This window comes from Streptomyces sp. NPDC042102 (assembly GCF_055582305.1).
Window position 1 is genome coordinate 1 of record NZ_JBVJDL010000025.1, and the last position, 15630, is coordinate 15630.

Below are 15630 nucleotides of genomic sequence, written 5' to 3' on the forward strand. Positions count from 1 at the left end.
GCACCCTGCGCCGTGACGAGGGCGGTCCGCAGCGGCTGCTGGCCTCGCTCGCCGAGGCGTGGACCCACGGCGCCACCGTCGCCTGGCAGGCCGTCGGTGACACCCCGGACGCCACCGTGGACCTGCCGACGTACGCCTTCCAGCGCCGTACCTACTGGCTGGAGGGGAGTGCGGGCGGCGACGACCGGGCACCGGTGGTGGACGAGGCCGAGGCCGCGTTCTGGGAGTCCGTCGAGAGCGCCGACGCCGACGCGCTCGCCGGGACCCTCGAACTCACCGACACCGCGCCGCTCCAGGACCTGCTGCCGGCCCTGTCCGCCTGGCGCCACCGGCGCCGCGCGGCGAACGCCCTGGACGCGCGCCGCTACCGCGTCGTGTGGAAGCACCGCCCCGACGGTCCGGCCGCCCGCCTCACCGGGACCTGGCTGCTGCTCACCCCCGCCGCCACCGGCGACGAGCAGGCCGAGGAAGCCCTGACTGCCCACGGCGCCCGCACCCACCGCCTCCCCCTCGCCCCCGCCACGGCCGACCGCACCACGTGGGCCGAGGCCCTGCGCACCGCCCGGACCGAACACGGCCCGTTCGCCGGCGTCCTCTCCCTGCTGGCGTCCGACGGGGACACCGCAGACCCCACCCCCGCCGCCGTCACCCTCACCCTCGTGCAGGCCCTCGACGAGGCCGGCGTCGAGGCCCCGCTGTGGGCCGCGACCCGCGGCGCCGTCGCCGCCGGGCCCGAGGACGCCCCGCGCAGCGCCGTCCAGGCCGAGGTCTGGGGCCTGGGCCTGGTGGCCGCGCTGGAGCGGCCGCAGACCTGGGGCGGACTCGTGGACCTGCCCGCCGAGCTCGACGAGGCCGCCGCCGGCCGGCTCGCCGCGCTGCTCGCGCACCCGGACGGCGAGGACCAGGCCGCCCTGCGCACGGCCGGCACGTACGTACGCCGCATCGTCCGCGCCCCGCTGCCCGCGCAGGCCCCGGCCCGCGTCTGGGAGCCCGCCGGCACCGTCCTGCTCACCGGGGCCGCCGGCCCGCTCGGCGCCGAGACGGCCCGCCGGCTCGCCGACGCGGGCGCCGCCCGGCTGCTGCTCACCGCCGCCGCCCAGGACGAACTCGACTCCCTGGTGGCGGAGTTGGACGGCCGCGGCGTCCGGGCCGACGTCGCGGAGTGGGACGGCGCCGACCCGGTGGCGCTCGCCGCGCTCGTCGCCCGCGCGGACGAGGCGGGTGCGCCCGTCCGTACGGTGGTCCACGCCGCCGCGCACGTCGCCCTCGCGCCGCTCGCCGACACCACCGCCCGGCACCTGGCCGAGGCCGCCGCCGCCAAGATCCCCGCGGCCCGCGCCCTCGACGAGGTGTTCGGTACGGACGGCCCCGCCCTCGACGCGTTCGTGCTGTTCTCCTCCGTCACCGGCTACTGGGGCGGCGGCGAGCACGCCGCGTTCGCCGCGGCCAACGCCCACCTCGACGCCCTCGCCCAGCAGCGCCGCGCCCGCGGCCTGCCGGCGACCGCCGTCGGCTGGGGCGTGTGGGACCTGTTCGACGCGGCCGAGCACCCCGAGGAGGCGCGCGAGCTCCACGAGCGCTCCGACCGGCGCGGCCTGCCGCTGCTCGACCCCGCCGACGCCCTCCGGGCCCTGCGCGCCGCACTCGACCACGACGAGACGGCCGTCGCCGTCGCGGACGTCGACTGGGACCGCTTCCTGCCCCTGTTCACCTCCGCCCGTACCGGCCGGCTCACCGAGGACGTGCCCGAGGCCCGCCGGATCCTCGCGGCCGCCGGCCGCCCCGACGCGGGGGACACCGACGGCGGCACCGCCGACGCCCTGCGCCGCAAGCTCACCGAGCTCTCCGGCGAGGAGCAGGACCGGATGCTCTCCGACCTGGTGTGCGGCCACGCCGCGGCCGTCCTCGGCCACGCGTCCGCCGGCGCCGTCGACCCCGCCCGGGCCTTCAAGGACCTCGGCTTCGACTCGCTCACGGCCGTGGCCCTGCGCAACGGGCTGGGCGCAGCGACCGGCCTCACCCTGCCCGCCACGATGGTCTTCGACTACCCCACCCCCGCCGCACTCGCCGGCTACCTGCGCGGCGAACTCCTGGGCGGCGCCGGGCGGGAGGAGGCCACGGCCGCGTCCGTCCACGGCGGGCTCGACCGCCTCGAGTCCGACCTGCTCTCGCTCGCGCTCGGCCAGGAGGAGCGCAAGGACCTCACCCGCCGCCTGGAGACGCTGCTGTCCCGCTGGAAGGACGCCCAGGCCGCGTCGGACACCGAGTCGCTGAGCGGAAAGCTCGACGCCGCGTCCGACGACGAGATCTTCGCATTCATCCGCAAGGAATTCGGCCGCCCGGAGTAAGGGCGTCCTCCGGTCAGGTCAACACGAAATCCCCGCTCTATCCGAGAGGTTCGAAGAGGTCCCCATGGCGACGAACGAAGAGACGCTCCGCGACTACCTCAAGTGGGTCACGGCCGATCTGCACGAGACCAAGCAGCGGCTGCGCGAGGTCGAGGACGCCGGTCACGAGCCCATCGCCATCGTCGGCATGGCCTGCCGCTTCCCCGGCGGCGTCACGTCGCCGGAGGACCTGTGGCAGCTGGTCGCCGACGGCGGGGACGCCATCGGCCCCTTCCCGCAGGACCGCGGCTGGGACACCGAGGCGATCTACGACCCCGACCCGGAGCGGCCCGGCCGCACGTACGTCAAGGAAGGCGGATTCCTCTACGAGGCGGGCCACTTCGACCCGGGCGTCTTCGGCATCTCCCCGCGCGAGGCCCTCGCCATGGACCCGCAGCAGCGGCTCGTCATGGAGGCCGCCTGGGAGGCGTTCGAGCGGGCCGGCATCGACCCGCAGTCCGTCAAGGGCAGCCGCACCGGCACCTTCATCGGCTGCTACAACCTCGACTACTGCTGGTCGCTGCCGGAGATCCCCGAAGGGTACGAGGGCCACCTCACCACCGGCAGCGCGGCCAGCGTGGTCTCCGGCCGCATCGCCTACACCTTCGGCCTGGAGGGCCCAGCCGTCTCCGTCGACACCGCCTGCTCCTCCGGCCTCGTCGCCCTGCACATGGCCGCCCAGGCGCTGCGCGCCGACGAGTGCTCCATGGCCCTCGTCGGCGGCGTCACCGTCATGTCCACCCCACTGGAGTTCATCGGCTACAGCGAGCAGCGCGGCATGGCCGCCGACGGCCGCTGCAAGGCCTTCTCCGCGGACGCCGACGGCATGGCGCTCGCCGAGGGCGCCGGCATCCTCCTCGTCGAGCGGCTCTCGGACGCCGTACGCCACGGCCACCAGGTCCTCGCCGTCGTCCGCGGCACCGCGACCAACCAGGACGGCGCCTCCAACGGCCTGACCGCCCCCAACGGCCCCTCCCAGCAGCGCGTCATCAAGGCGGCGCTCGCCAACGCCCGCCTGACCACCCAGGACGTGGACGTGGTCGAGGCGCACGGCACCGGCACCGCCCTCGGTGACCCGATCGAGGCGGGCGCGCTGCTCGCCACGTACGGCCGCCGCCCGGCGGACGCGCCGCCGCTGCGGCTCGGCTCGGTGAAGTCCAACATCGGCCACACCCAGGCCGCGTCCGGCATCGCCGGTGTCATCAAGATGGTCATGGCCATGCGCGAGGGCGTCCTGCCCCGGACGCTGCACGCGGCCGAGCCGTCCCCGCACATCGACTGGAACTCCGGCGCCGTCGAGCTGCTCACCGAGCCGGTCGCGTGGCAGGCCGGGGACCGGCCGCGCCGGGCCGGCGTCTCCTCCTTCGGCATCAGCGGCACCAACGCCCACGTCATCCTCGAACAGCACGTCCCCGCGGAGGAGGCCCCGGCCGCGGAAGCCCCCGAGCCGGCCGTCCCCGCCGCCGTCGCCGCCGTCACTGGCGGCCTCGTGCCGTGGCCGCTGTCCGGCAGGACCACCGGCGCGCTGCACGGCCAGGCGGAGCGGCTGCGGGCGTACGCCGGCTCCGTGGCCGGGCTGGAGCCGGCCGCCGTCGCCACGGCGCTGACCGCGACCCGCGCCGGACTGGAGCGGCGCGGTGTGGTCCTCGCCGAGGACCGCGACGGGTTCCTCGCCGGACTGGACGCCCTGGCCGCGGGCCTGCCCGCCGCCGGAGTCGTGGACGGCACCGTGGTCAAGGGCGCCGACCGTCCGGTGTTCGTCTTCCCCGGTCAGGGGTCGCAGTGGGCGGGCATGGCGGTGGAGCTGTACGGCGCGTCGCCGGTGTTCGCCGCCCGCCTGGACGAGTGCGCGGCCGCGCTGGCGCCGTACACCGACTGGTCGCTGCTGGACGTTCTGCGGCAGGGCGAGGACGCGCCCGGTTTCGACCGGGTGGATGTCGTCCAGCCCGCGCTGTGGGCCGTGATGGTCTCGCTGGCCGAGCTGTGGCGGGCGGCGGGTGTCGAGCCCGCGGCCGTGATCGGGCACTCACAGGGTGAGATCGCGGCGGCGGCCGTCGCGGGCGCGCTGTCCCTGGAGGACGCCGCCAAGGTGTCCGCGCTGCGGAGCAGGGCGATCGTCGCGCTGGCCGGCCAGGGCGGCATGGTGTCGGTGGCGGACGCCGCCGCTGCCGTGACGGAACGTATCTCCGGCTGGGGTGAGCGGCTCGCCGTCGCCTCCGTCAACGGTCCGAACTCCACCGTCGTCTCCGGCGACCCCGAGGCGCTCGACGAGCTGATGGCGGCCTGCGAGGCCGACGGGGTGCGGGCCCGCCGTATCAACGTCGACTACGCCTCGCACGGTCCGCAGGTGGAATCCATCCGCGACGAGGTCCTGGCCGCGCTGGCGGGGATCGCCCCGCGTACCGCCGAGGTCCCGTTCTTCTCCACCGTCACCGGCGCGCTCGTCGACGGCTCCGAACTCGACGCCGCGTACTGGTACACCAACCTGCGTCAGACGGTCCGTTTCCAGGAGGCGGTGGAGGGGCTGCTGGAGCGCGGGCACGGGCTGTTCGTCGAGTCCAGCGCCCACCCCGTCCTCACCGTGGGCGTGCAGGAGACCATCGACGCCGCCGGCTCCCCGGCCGTCACCCAGGGCACCCTGCGCCGCGACGAGGGCGGCCCCCAGCGGTTCCTCACCTCGCTCGCCGAGGCCTGGACCCACGGCGCCCCCGTCGCCTGGCAGTTCGTCCACGCCGGCGCGGACGCGCGCGGCGTCGAGCTGCCGACGTACGCCTTCCAGCGCGAGCGCTACTGGCTGGAGATCGCCGGCACCGGCTCCGCGGACGTCTCCGCCGCCGGACTCGGCGCCACCGACCACCCGCTGCTCGGCGCCGCCGTCCGCCTCGCCGACGGCGACCAGGCCGTCCTCACCGGCCGGCTGTCGCTGCGCACCCACCCCTGGCTGGCCGACCACGCCGTCAGCGGCACCGTGCTGCTGCCCGGCACCGCCTTCGTCGAACTCGCCGTCCGGGCCGGCGACGAGGTCGGCTGCGACCGCCTCGACGAACTCACCCTGGAGGCCCCCCTCGTCCTGCCCGCCGAGGGTGCGGTCCGCCTCCAGCTCGTCGTCGGCGGGCCCGAGGCCGACGGCCGCCGGCCCGTCACCCTGCACTCCCTGCCCGAAGACGCGGCCGACGGCGCGCCCTGGACCCGGCACGCCACCGGCCTGCTGGGCACCGCCACCGGCGAGGGCGCCTTCGACCTCGCCGCCTGGCCGCCGCCGGGCGCCGAACCCGTCGCGCTCGACGGGTTCTACGAAGCCCTGGCCGCCACCGGCTACCAGTACGGCACCTCCTTCCAGGGCCTGACCGGCGTCTGGCGGCAGACCGGCGGCGAGGAGATCTACGCCGAGGTCGCCCTCGCCCACGAGCAGCACGACGACGCCGCCCGCTTCGGACTGCACCCGGCGCTGCTCGACGCCGCGCTGCACGCCGGTCTGGTCGCTGCCGCCCGCGGCGAGGCCGACGGCATCCGCCTGCCGTTCTCCTGGAACGGCGTCACCCTGCACGCGGTCGGTGCCACCGCCCTGCGCGTACGGATCTCCCCCGCCGGGGACGACGGCGTCGCCCTCGAGATCGCCGACGCCGCCGGCCGCCCCGTCGCCACCGTCGGCGCCCTGGTCTCCCGGGCCGTCACCGCCGCCGCACTGGAAGCGGGCCCGCAGACCTCCGACGCGCTGTACCGGCTCGACTGGACGGCCGTGCGCGAGGCCGACGGCCCGGACGCCCCGGCCGCCGCCCCGCACGACTGGTTCGTCCTCGGCGAGGACCGGCTCGGCGTCGAAAGCGCCTTCCAGCGGCTCGGCGCCTTCCCGCAGATCTTCGACGACGTGCCGACCCTCGGCGACTCCGTCGCCGCCGGCCTCCCGGCCCCCGAGGTCGTCGTCCTGCCGCTCGGCGGCGGCGCCCCGGCGGACCTGCCCGGCCTCGCCGACGCCGTCCGCACCGAAGGCGCCCGCTTCCTGACCGTCCTCCAGCAGTGGCTCGCCGACGAGCGCCTGGAGGGCGCCACCCTGGCCGTCGTCACCCGCGGCGCCCTGGCCGCCCGCCCCGGCGAGGACGTCACCGACCTCACCCACGCCCCGCTGTGGGGCCTGGTGCGCTCGGCGCAGGCCGAGAACCCGGGCCGGCTGCTGCTCGTCGACCTTGACCCGGCCGACGCCGGGGCCGCCGCCCTGCTGCCGCGGGCCGTCGCCGCCGCCCGGCACGCCGCCGAGCCGCAGGCCGCCGTACGCGAGGACGCCGTCCTCGTGCCCCGCCTGGTCCGGGCCACCGCGCCGGGCGGCGCCCTGACGCCGCCGCGCACCGGAGGCTGGGAACTCAGCGCCGCCGGTGGCACCCTGGAGCAGCTCTCCCTGACGCCCGCCCCCGTCCGTACGCCGGGCGAGGGCGAGATCCGGGTCGCGGTCCGCGCCGCCGGCCTGAACTTCCGCGACGTGATGATCGCGCTCGGCATGTACCCGGGCGACGCCACCATGGGCAACGAGGGCGCGGGCATCGTCACCGAGGTCGGCCCCGGCGTCACCGGCCTCGCCGTCGGCGACCGGGTCATGGGTCCCCTCCCGGGCGCCTTCGGCCCCGAGACCGTCGTCGACCGCCGCGTCGTCGCCCGCATCCCCGACGGCTGGACCTTCGAGCAGGCCGCCGCCGCCCCGACCGCCTTCCTCACCGCGTACTACGCGCTGGTGGACCTGGCCGGGCTGCGGGCGGGCGAGCGGATCGCGATCCACGCCGCCGCGGGCGGGGTGGGTTCGGCGGCCGTGCAGATCGCCCGGCACCTGGGTGCCGAGGTGTTCGGCACGGCGAGCGAGGGCAAGTGGGAGGCTCTGCGGGCCGCCGGGCTGGACGAGGCGCACCTGGCGTCCTCGCGGGACGCCTCCTTCGAGGAGCGGTTCCTGGCCACCACCGGCGGCGAGGGCGTCGACGTCGTCCTGAACTCCCTCGCCGGGGACCTCACCGACGCCTCGCTGCGGCTGCTGCCGCGCGGCGGCCGGTTCATCGAGATGGGCAAGACCGACGTCCGCGACACGCAGGAGGTCGCGGCCGGGCACGAGGGCGTCGCCTACCGCGCGTTCGACCTCGCCGAGGCCGGACCCGACCGGCTCGCCGAGATCCTCGCCGAACTCGTCGGCCTCTTCGAGTCCGGTGCGCTGACGCCGCTGCCGACGCGCAGCTGGGACATCCGGCGGGCGCCTGAGGCCTTCCGGTTCATGAGCCAGGCCAAGCACACCGGCAAGATCGTGCTGACCGTGCCGCAGGGCTGGGACCCGGCCGGCACCGTCCTGATCACCGGCGGCACGGGAACCCTGGGCGCCCTGCTGGCCAGGCACCTGGTCACCGAGCACGGCGTACGGCACCTGCTGCTGACCGGCCGCCGCGGCCCGGAGGCCCCGGGTGCGGCCGAACTCGTCGCGGAGATCGCCGAGTTGGGCGGTTCGGCGGAGGTCGTGGCCTGCGACGCCGCCGACCGCGAGGCGCTGGCCGCCCTGCTGGCCGCCGTACCGGCCGACCGGCCGCTGCGCGCGGTCGTCCACGCCGCCGGTGTCCTCGACGACGGCGTCATCGCCTCCCTCGACGCGGACCGGCTCGCCACCGTCCTGCGGCCCAAGGCCGACGCCGCGGCCCTGCTGCACGAGCTCACCCGCGACCTGGACCTCACCGCCTTCGTCCTGTTCTCCTCCGCCGCCGGTGTCATCGGCGGCCCGGCCCAGGGCAACTACGCGGCCGCCAACGCCTTCCTGGACGCCCTCGCCCAGCACCGGGCCGCCCACGGGCTGCCCGCCACCTCCCTGGCCTGGGGCCTGTGGGACAAGGCCAGCGGCATGACCGGGCACCTGTCCGAGGAGGACGTGGCCCGCATGGCCCGCTCCGGCATGGTCGGGTTCACCCCGGCCGAGGGGCTGGCCCTCCTCGACGCCGGCCGCGCCGGCGGCGAGCCGCTGCTGGTGCCCGTACGCCTGGACCCGGCCGCCCTGCGCACCATGTCCGCCACCGGCTCCCTGCCCGCCCTCGCCCGCGGCCTGGTCCGCGCCACGGGCCGCCGCACCGTCGAGGCCGCGGACGGCGCCGGCGGCTCCGCCCTCGCCCGCACGCTCGGCGGCCTGTCCGCCGACGACCAGCTGCGCACCCTGCTCGACCTGGTCCGCAGCCACGCCGCGGCCGTCCTCGGCCACTCCGGCACCGACGCCGTCGGCGCCGAGAAGGCCTTCAAGGAGCTCGGCTTCGACTCGCTGACCGCGGTCGAGCTGCGCAACCGCCTCGGCGGCGCCACCGGCCTGCGGCTGCCCGCGACCATCGTCTTCGACCACCCCACCCCGGCCGCCCTGGCCCGCCAGCTGCGCGGCCAGCTCGTCGGCGACGACGCCCCCGGCCCCCAGGACACCCCGCTCGCCGTCCCGGCCGCCGCCGGTGACCACGACCCCATCGCGATCGTCGGCATGGCCTGCCGCTTCCCCGACGGCGTGGACTCGCCCGAGGCCCTGTGGCAGCTGGTCACCGAGGGCCGCGACGCGATCGGCGCGTTCCCGGCCAACCGCGGCTGGGACCTCGACGGCCTCTACGACCCGGAGCCGGGCGTACCCGGCCGCACGTACGTCAAGGAAGGCGGCTTCCTGCACGACGCGGGCCAGTTCGACGCCGAACTGTTCGGCATCTCCCCGCGCGAGGCCCTCGCCATGGACCCGCAGCAGCGGCTCGTCCTCGAAGGCGCCTGGCAGGTCTTCGAACGGGCCGGCATCGACCCGGCCACCCTGCGGGGCAGCCGCACCGGCGTGTTCGTCGGCGCCGTCCCCTCCGGGTACGCCACCGAACTCCAGGAGATCCCCGAGGGCGTCGAGGGCTACTTCGGCACCGGCCTGTCCAACAGCGTCATCTCCGGCCGCGTCGCCTACGCCTTCGGCCTGGAGGGCCCGGCCGTCACCGTCGACACCGCCTGCTCGTCGTCGCTGGTGGCCCTGCACCTGGCCGCGCAGGCGCTGCGCGGCGGCGAGTGCTCCATGGCGCTCGCCGGCGGCGTCGCCGTCATGTCGACCCCGGCCGAGTTCCTGGAGTTCGGCCGCCAGCGCGCGCTGGCCGCCGACGGCCGCTGCAAGGCCTTCGCCGGCGCCGCCGACGGCACCTCCTTCTCCGAGGGCCTGGGCGTCCTGCTGCTGGAGCGGCTCTCCGACGCCGAACGCAACGGCCACCGCGTCCTCGCGGTCGTCCGCGGCTCCGCCACCAACCAGGACGGCGCCTCCAACGGGCTGACCGCCCCCAACGGCCCCGCCCAGCAGCGGGTCATCCGCCAGGCCCTGGCCAACGCCAAGCTCGGCGCGCAGGACGTCGACGCCGTCGAGGCGCACGGCACCGGCACCAAGCTCGGCGACCCCATCGAGGCCCACGCCCTGCTGGCCACGTACGGCCAGGGCCGCCCCGAGGACCGGCCGCTGTGGCTCGGCTCCCTGAAGTCCAACATCGGCCACACCCAGGCCGTCTCCGGCATCGCCGGCGTCATCAAGTCCGTCCAGGCCCTGCGCGAGGGCGTCCTCGCCCGGACCCTCCACGTCGACGAGCCCTCCCCGCACATCGAGTGGACCACCGGCGCCGTCGAACTGCTCACCGAGGCCCGCGCCTGGCCCGAGACCGGCCACCCGCGCCGCGTCGGCGTCTCCTCCTTCGGCATCAGCGGCACCAACGCCCACGTCATCCTCGAACAGGCCCCCCAGCCCGCCGAGGCCCACGACCGGGCGCCCGAGGGCACCCGGCCGCCCACCGTGGCCGCCGTCACCGCCGCCACCGTGCCGTGGATCCTGTCCGGCAAGAACCCCGCCGCGCTGGCCGCACAGGCCCAGCGGCTCCACGACCACCTGGCCGCCGACACCCACGTCTCCCTGTCCGACATCGGCCTGTCCCTGGCCACCACCCGCGCCACGCTGGACCACCGGGCCGCGGTCGTCCTCGGCAGCCGCGAGGAGGCCCTCGCCGGCCTGGCCTCGCTGGCCGCCGAGGCGCCCGCCGGCCAGACCGTCACCGGAGCCGCCGGCATCGACGGCAAGACGGTGTTCGTCTTCCCCGGTCAGGGTTCGCAGTGGGCGGGGATGGCGGTGGAACTCCTCGATTCGTCGCCGGTGTTCGCGGCGCGGTTCGCGGAGGTGGCGGGTGCGGTCGAGGCGTATGTGGACTGGTCGGTGGAGTCCGTGGTGCGGGGGAGTGAGGGTGCTCCGGAGCTGACCCGTATCGAGGTGCTCCAGCCGGTGCTGTTCACGGTGATGGTCGCGTTGGCCGAGCTGTGGCGGGCCGCCGGTGTGGTGCCCGACGCGGTGGTGGGTCACTCGCAGGGTGAGATCGCGGCGGCGGCCGTCTCGGGTGCGCTGTCGCTCCAGGACGCGGCGAAGGTCGTGGTGCTGCGCTCGCAGTTGTTCGCGGACGAGCTGGTGGGCCGGGGTGCGGTGGCGTCGGTGTCGCTGGGTGCGGACGCGGTGCGGGCGCGGATCGCGCCGTACGGGGACGCGTTGTCGATCGCGGGGATCAACGGTCCGGGCACGGTGACCGTGGCCGGTGAGGTGGCTCCGCTGGAGGAGCTGGTCGCCGTACTGGAGGCGGAGGGCGTCCGGGCGAAGGTGATCCCGTCCACGGTGGCCTCGCACTGCGCGCAGGTGGACCGGCTCAAGGAACGGATCCTGGACCTGCTGGCCTTCGTACGCCCGCGAGAGGGCTCGGTGCCGCTCTACTCCACCGTCACCGGCGAGGTCCTCGACGGCTCCGAACTCGACGCCGCCTACTGGTACGAGAACTGCCGGCAGCCGGTGTCCTTCGAACCCGTCGTCCGCACCCTCCTCGCCGACGGCCACCGGTTCTTCATCGAGTCCAGCGCCCACCCGGTGCTCGTCTACGGCGTGATGGAGACCGCCGAGGACACCGGCACCGACGCCCTCGCCCTCGGCACCCTGCGCCGCGACGAGGGCGGCCTCGCCCGCTTCTACGCCTCCCTCGCCGGAGCCTGGACCCGCGGGGCCGGCGTCGACTGGACGGCCGTCCTGGCCGGCCGCGGCGCCCGGGCCGTCGACCTGCCCACGTACGCCTTCCAGCACCAGCGGTACTGGCTGGAGTCCGGCCCCGCCGGCGCCACCGCCCCGCAGGGACCCGGCGAGGAGACCGAGAGCGACTTCTGGGCCGCCGTCGAGACCGGCGACCTGGACGCCCTGGCCGCCACCGCCGGCCTCGACGGGGACCGCCCGCTGCGCGAGCTGCTGCCCGGCCTCGCCGCATGGCGCCGCTCCCGCCGCGCCCGCCGGGCCGTCGACTCCTGGCGCTACGACGTCTCCTGGACCCTGCTGCCCGAGGACGGCACCGACCGCCTCACCGGCGACTGGCTCGTCGTCGAGCCGCCGGCGAGCACCGACACCGACCGCACCGAGGCCACCGTCGCCGCGCTCGCCGCCCAGGGCGCCGACGTCCGCCGGCTCGTCCTCGACCCCGCCGCCGCCGACCGCACGGCGTGGGCGGACCGGCTGCCCGGCGAGGGCCTCACCGGCATCGTCTGCCTCTTCGGCGACAGCACCGACCGCGACGCCGTCGCCACCGGCACGCTCGTCCTCGTCCAGGCCCTCGGCGACGCGGGCGTCACCGCGCCGCTGTGGGTGCTCACCCGGGGCGCCGTCAGCACCGGTACGGCGGACGGGCCCGCCGACCCCGTACCGGCCCAGCTGTGGGGCCTGGGCCGGGTCGTGGCCCTGGAACAGCCGCGCACCTGGGGCGGTCTGGTCGACCTGCCCGAGACCCTGGACGAGCGGGCCGCCGCCCGGCTCGGCCGGATCCTGGCCGGCCTCGGCGACGAGGACCAGATCGCCCTCCGGGGCGGCGGTGCCTTCGGCCGCCGTCTGGTGCGTGCGCCGCTGGGCGACCGGGAGCCGGTGCGTTCCTGGACGCCGCGCGGCACGGTGCTGATCACTGGCGGTACGGGCGGGGTGGGTGCGCAGGTGGCCCGCCGTATGGCGGCCACCGGTGCGGAGCACGTCGTCCTGACCAGCCGGCGTGGGCCGGCGGCTCCGGGTGCGGCCGAACTGGCCGAGGAGATACGGGAGCTGGGCGCCGAGGTCACCGTCGCGGCCTGCGACATGGCCGACCGCGCGCAGGTCGAGGCGCTGCTCGCGGCGATCCCGGCCGAGCGGCCGCTGACCGCCGTCGTCCACGCCGTCGGCGTCGTCCAGACCACCCTCGTGGAGGAGATGACCGCCGACGACTACCGGCAGATCAACGCGGGCAAGACCGGCGGCGCCCGGCACCTCGACGAGCTGCTCGGCGACACCCCGCTCGACGCGTTCGTGCTGTTCTCCTCCAACTCCGGTGTCTGGGGCAGCGGCCGGCACGGCGGCTACGCACCCGGCAACGCCTACCTCGACGCGTTCGCACAGGTCCGCCGGGCCCGCGGCCTGACCGCGACCTCGCTGGCCTGGGGCGCCTGGGGCGGCGGCGGCATGATGGAGGGCGAGGGCGTCGAGGAGTACATGCGCCGCCGCGGCGTCATCGAGATGGACCCCGAACTGGCCCTGGACGCCATGGTGCAGGCCGTGGAGCACGACGAGGTGTTCCGCGCCGTCGCCGACGTCGACTGGGAGCGGTTCGCCCGCGGCTTCACCTCCGGCCGCCCGAGCCCCCTCATCGACGGCGTCCCCGAGGCGCGCGCCGCGCTGAAGGCGGCCGCCGCACCGCAGGAGAGCGCCGGCGCCGCCACCGGGGCCGCCGCCCGCCTCGTGGAGCAGCTCACCGCCGCGAACCCGGCCGAGCGGGAGACCCTCCTGCTCGACCTGGTGCGCGAGAAGGTCGCGGCCGTCCTCGGCCACGCCTCCGGCGACGCCATCGAACCCGGCCGCGCCTTCAAGGGCCTGGGCTTCGACTCCCTGACCGCCGTCGAACTGCGCGACCGGCTCGGCGCGGCCACCGGTCTGGCGCTCCCCGCCACGATCGTCTTCGACTACCCGAACCCGGCGGCCCTCGCCCAGCACCTGCGCGGGGTCCTGCTGCCGGACTCGGCCGCACCGGTCGGCTCCGTCCTCGACGAACTCGACCGCCTCGAAGGCGCCCTGGCCGCGGACCGGCCCGACTCCGACACCCGCACCAAGCTCAAGCAGCGCCTCGAGGCCCTGCTGTGGACCTTCGGCGACACCGCGGCCGAGGAGGCCGCCGACGAGGGCGGGCTGGAGACCGCCACCGCGGACGACATGTTCGCCCTCCTCGACAAAGAGCTGGGCACCTCCTGATTCGACCGGGGGGTGCCTTCCGGGCCGGGCCGACGCCCGGCCCGGAAGGCACCCCTTCCCCATTCCACCCGCCGGCCAGCGATCCGCCCCACGGGGCCTCACGGAGATACCGACCATGGCGAACAACGAAGAGAAGCTCCTCGAATACCTCAAGCGGGCCACGGCCGACCTGCAGCAGACCCGTAAGAGGCTGCAGGCCGTGGAGGCGTCCGGCCACGAACCGATCGCGATCGTCGGCATGGCCTGCCGCTACCCCGGCGGCGTCAGCTCCCCCGAGGACCTGTGGGAGCTGGTCGCGGCCGGCGGCGACGCCGTCGGCGGCTTCCCCGTCAACCGCGGCTGGGACATCGACTCCCTCTACGACCCGGACCCCGACAAGCCCGGCACCAACTACGTCAAGGAGGGCGGCTTCCTCCACGACGTCGACGAGTTCGACGCCGGCTTCTTCGGGATCTCGCCCCGCGAGGCCCTCGCGATGGACCCGCAGCAGCGGCTGCTGCTGGAGACCGGCTGGGAGGCCGTCGAACGCGCCGGCATCGACCCCACCACCCTCGCCGGCAGCCTGACCGGCACCTTCGTCGGCTTCAGCGCCCTCGACTACACCACCGGCATCACCGAGGCCCCCGACGAGCTCGAGGGCTACCTCGGCACCGGCAACCTGGCCAGCGTCATGTCCGGCCGGCTCGCCTACTCCCTCGGCCTGGAGGGCCCGGCCGTCACCATCGACACCGCCTGCTCCTCCTCCCTCGTCGCCCTCCACATGGCCGTCCGTGCCCTGCGGGGCGGCGAGTGCTCCATGGCGCTCGCCGGAGGCGTCACCGTCATGTCGAACCCCGCCGGGTTCGTCGAGTTCAGCCGCCAGCGCGCGCTGGCCGCCGACGGCCGCTGCAAGGCCTTCGCCGCCGCCGCCGACGGCTTCGGCCCGGCCGAGGGCGTCGGCGTGCTGCTCGTCGAGCGGCTCTCCGACGCCCGCCGCGCGGGCCGCCGCGTCCTGGCCGTCATCCGCGGTACGGCCGTCAACCAGGACGGCGCCAGCAACGGCCTCACCGCCCCCAACGGGCCCGCCCAGATGCGCGTCATCAAGCAGGCCCTGGCCAACGCCCGGGTCCCCGCCGCCGAGATCGACGCCGTCGAGGCGCACGGCACCGGCACCACCCTCGGCGACCCCATCGAGGCCCAGGCCCTGCTCGCGACGTACGGCCGGAACCGGCCCGCCGACCAGCCGCTGTGGCTCGGCTCCGTGAAGTCCAACATCGGCCACACCTCGGCCGCCTCCGGCGCCGCCGGCGTCATGAAGATGGTCATGGCCATGCGCCACGGCCTGCTGCCGCAGACCCTCCACGTCGACGCCCCGTCCCCGAAGATCGACTGGGCGTCGGGCGCCGTGGAACTGCTCACCGAGGCCCGCGACTGGCCGGCCACCGGCCACCCGCGCCGGGCCGGCGTCTCCGCCTTCGGCATCAGCGGCACCAACGCCCACGTCATCCTGGAGCAGACCCCGCAGGACACCGCCGCCGACGGCGCGGGCGAGCCGGCCACCCCGGAGGAGACGGCCGCCGAGACCGGCCCGGCCGTCCTGTCCGGCCCCGTCACCGGCACCCCCTGGATCCTGTCCGGCCGGACCGCCGCCGCCCTGCGCGGCCAGGCCGCCCGGCTGCACGCGTACGCCGAACGGGGCACCGACGACCCGGCCGCCTCGGCCGTCGCCCTCGCCACCGGCCGCGCCGCCTTCGACCACCGCGCCGCCGTGGTCCCGTCCGCCGACCCCGAGGACACCCTGCGGGCCCTGACCGCCCTCGCCGAGGGCGACACGGCGGCCGGCGTGCTCCAGGGCCACACGTCCGGGCACGGCAAGCCCGTGTTCGTCTTCCCCGGTCAGGGGTCGCAGTGGGCGGGCATGGCGGTGGAGCTGTACGGCGCGTCGCCGGTGTTCGCCGCTCGCCTGGACGCGTGTGCGGCGGCGCTGGC

Annotated in this window: 3 protein-coding genes; all 3 read left to right on the forward strand. The window is 76.2% G+C overall.

Translation table 11 applies throughout. From position 1 onward, the window contains the following. Nucleotides 1–2348, forward strand: a 2348-nt coding sequence (locus tag ACZ6KO_RS34850; protein ID WP_469307996.1) for an SDR family NAD(P)-dependent oxidoreductase, incomplete at its 5' end; no start/stop codon positions are given. 64 nt (nt 2349–2412) lie between these two features. After that, on the forward strand, nt 2413–13662 hold the full coding sequence (locus ACZ6KO_RS34855) for a type I polyketide synthase (protein WP_469307997.1): 11250 nt from the start codon (nt 2413–2415) through the stop codon (nt 13660–13662). Between the two features lie 115 nt (nt 13663–13777). Further along, nucleotides 13778–15630: type I polyketide synthase (locus ACZ6KO_RS34860; protein WP_469307998.1), on the forward strand; the 1853-nt coding region annotated here is incomplete at its 3' end.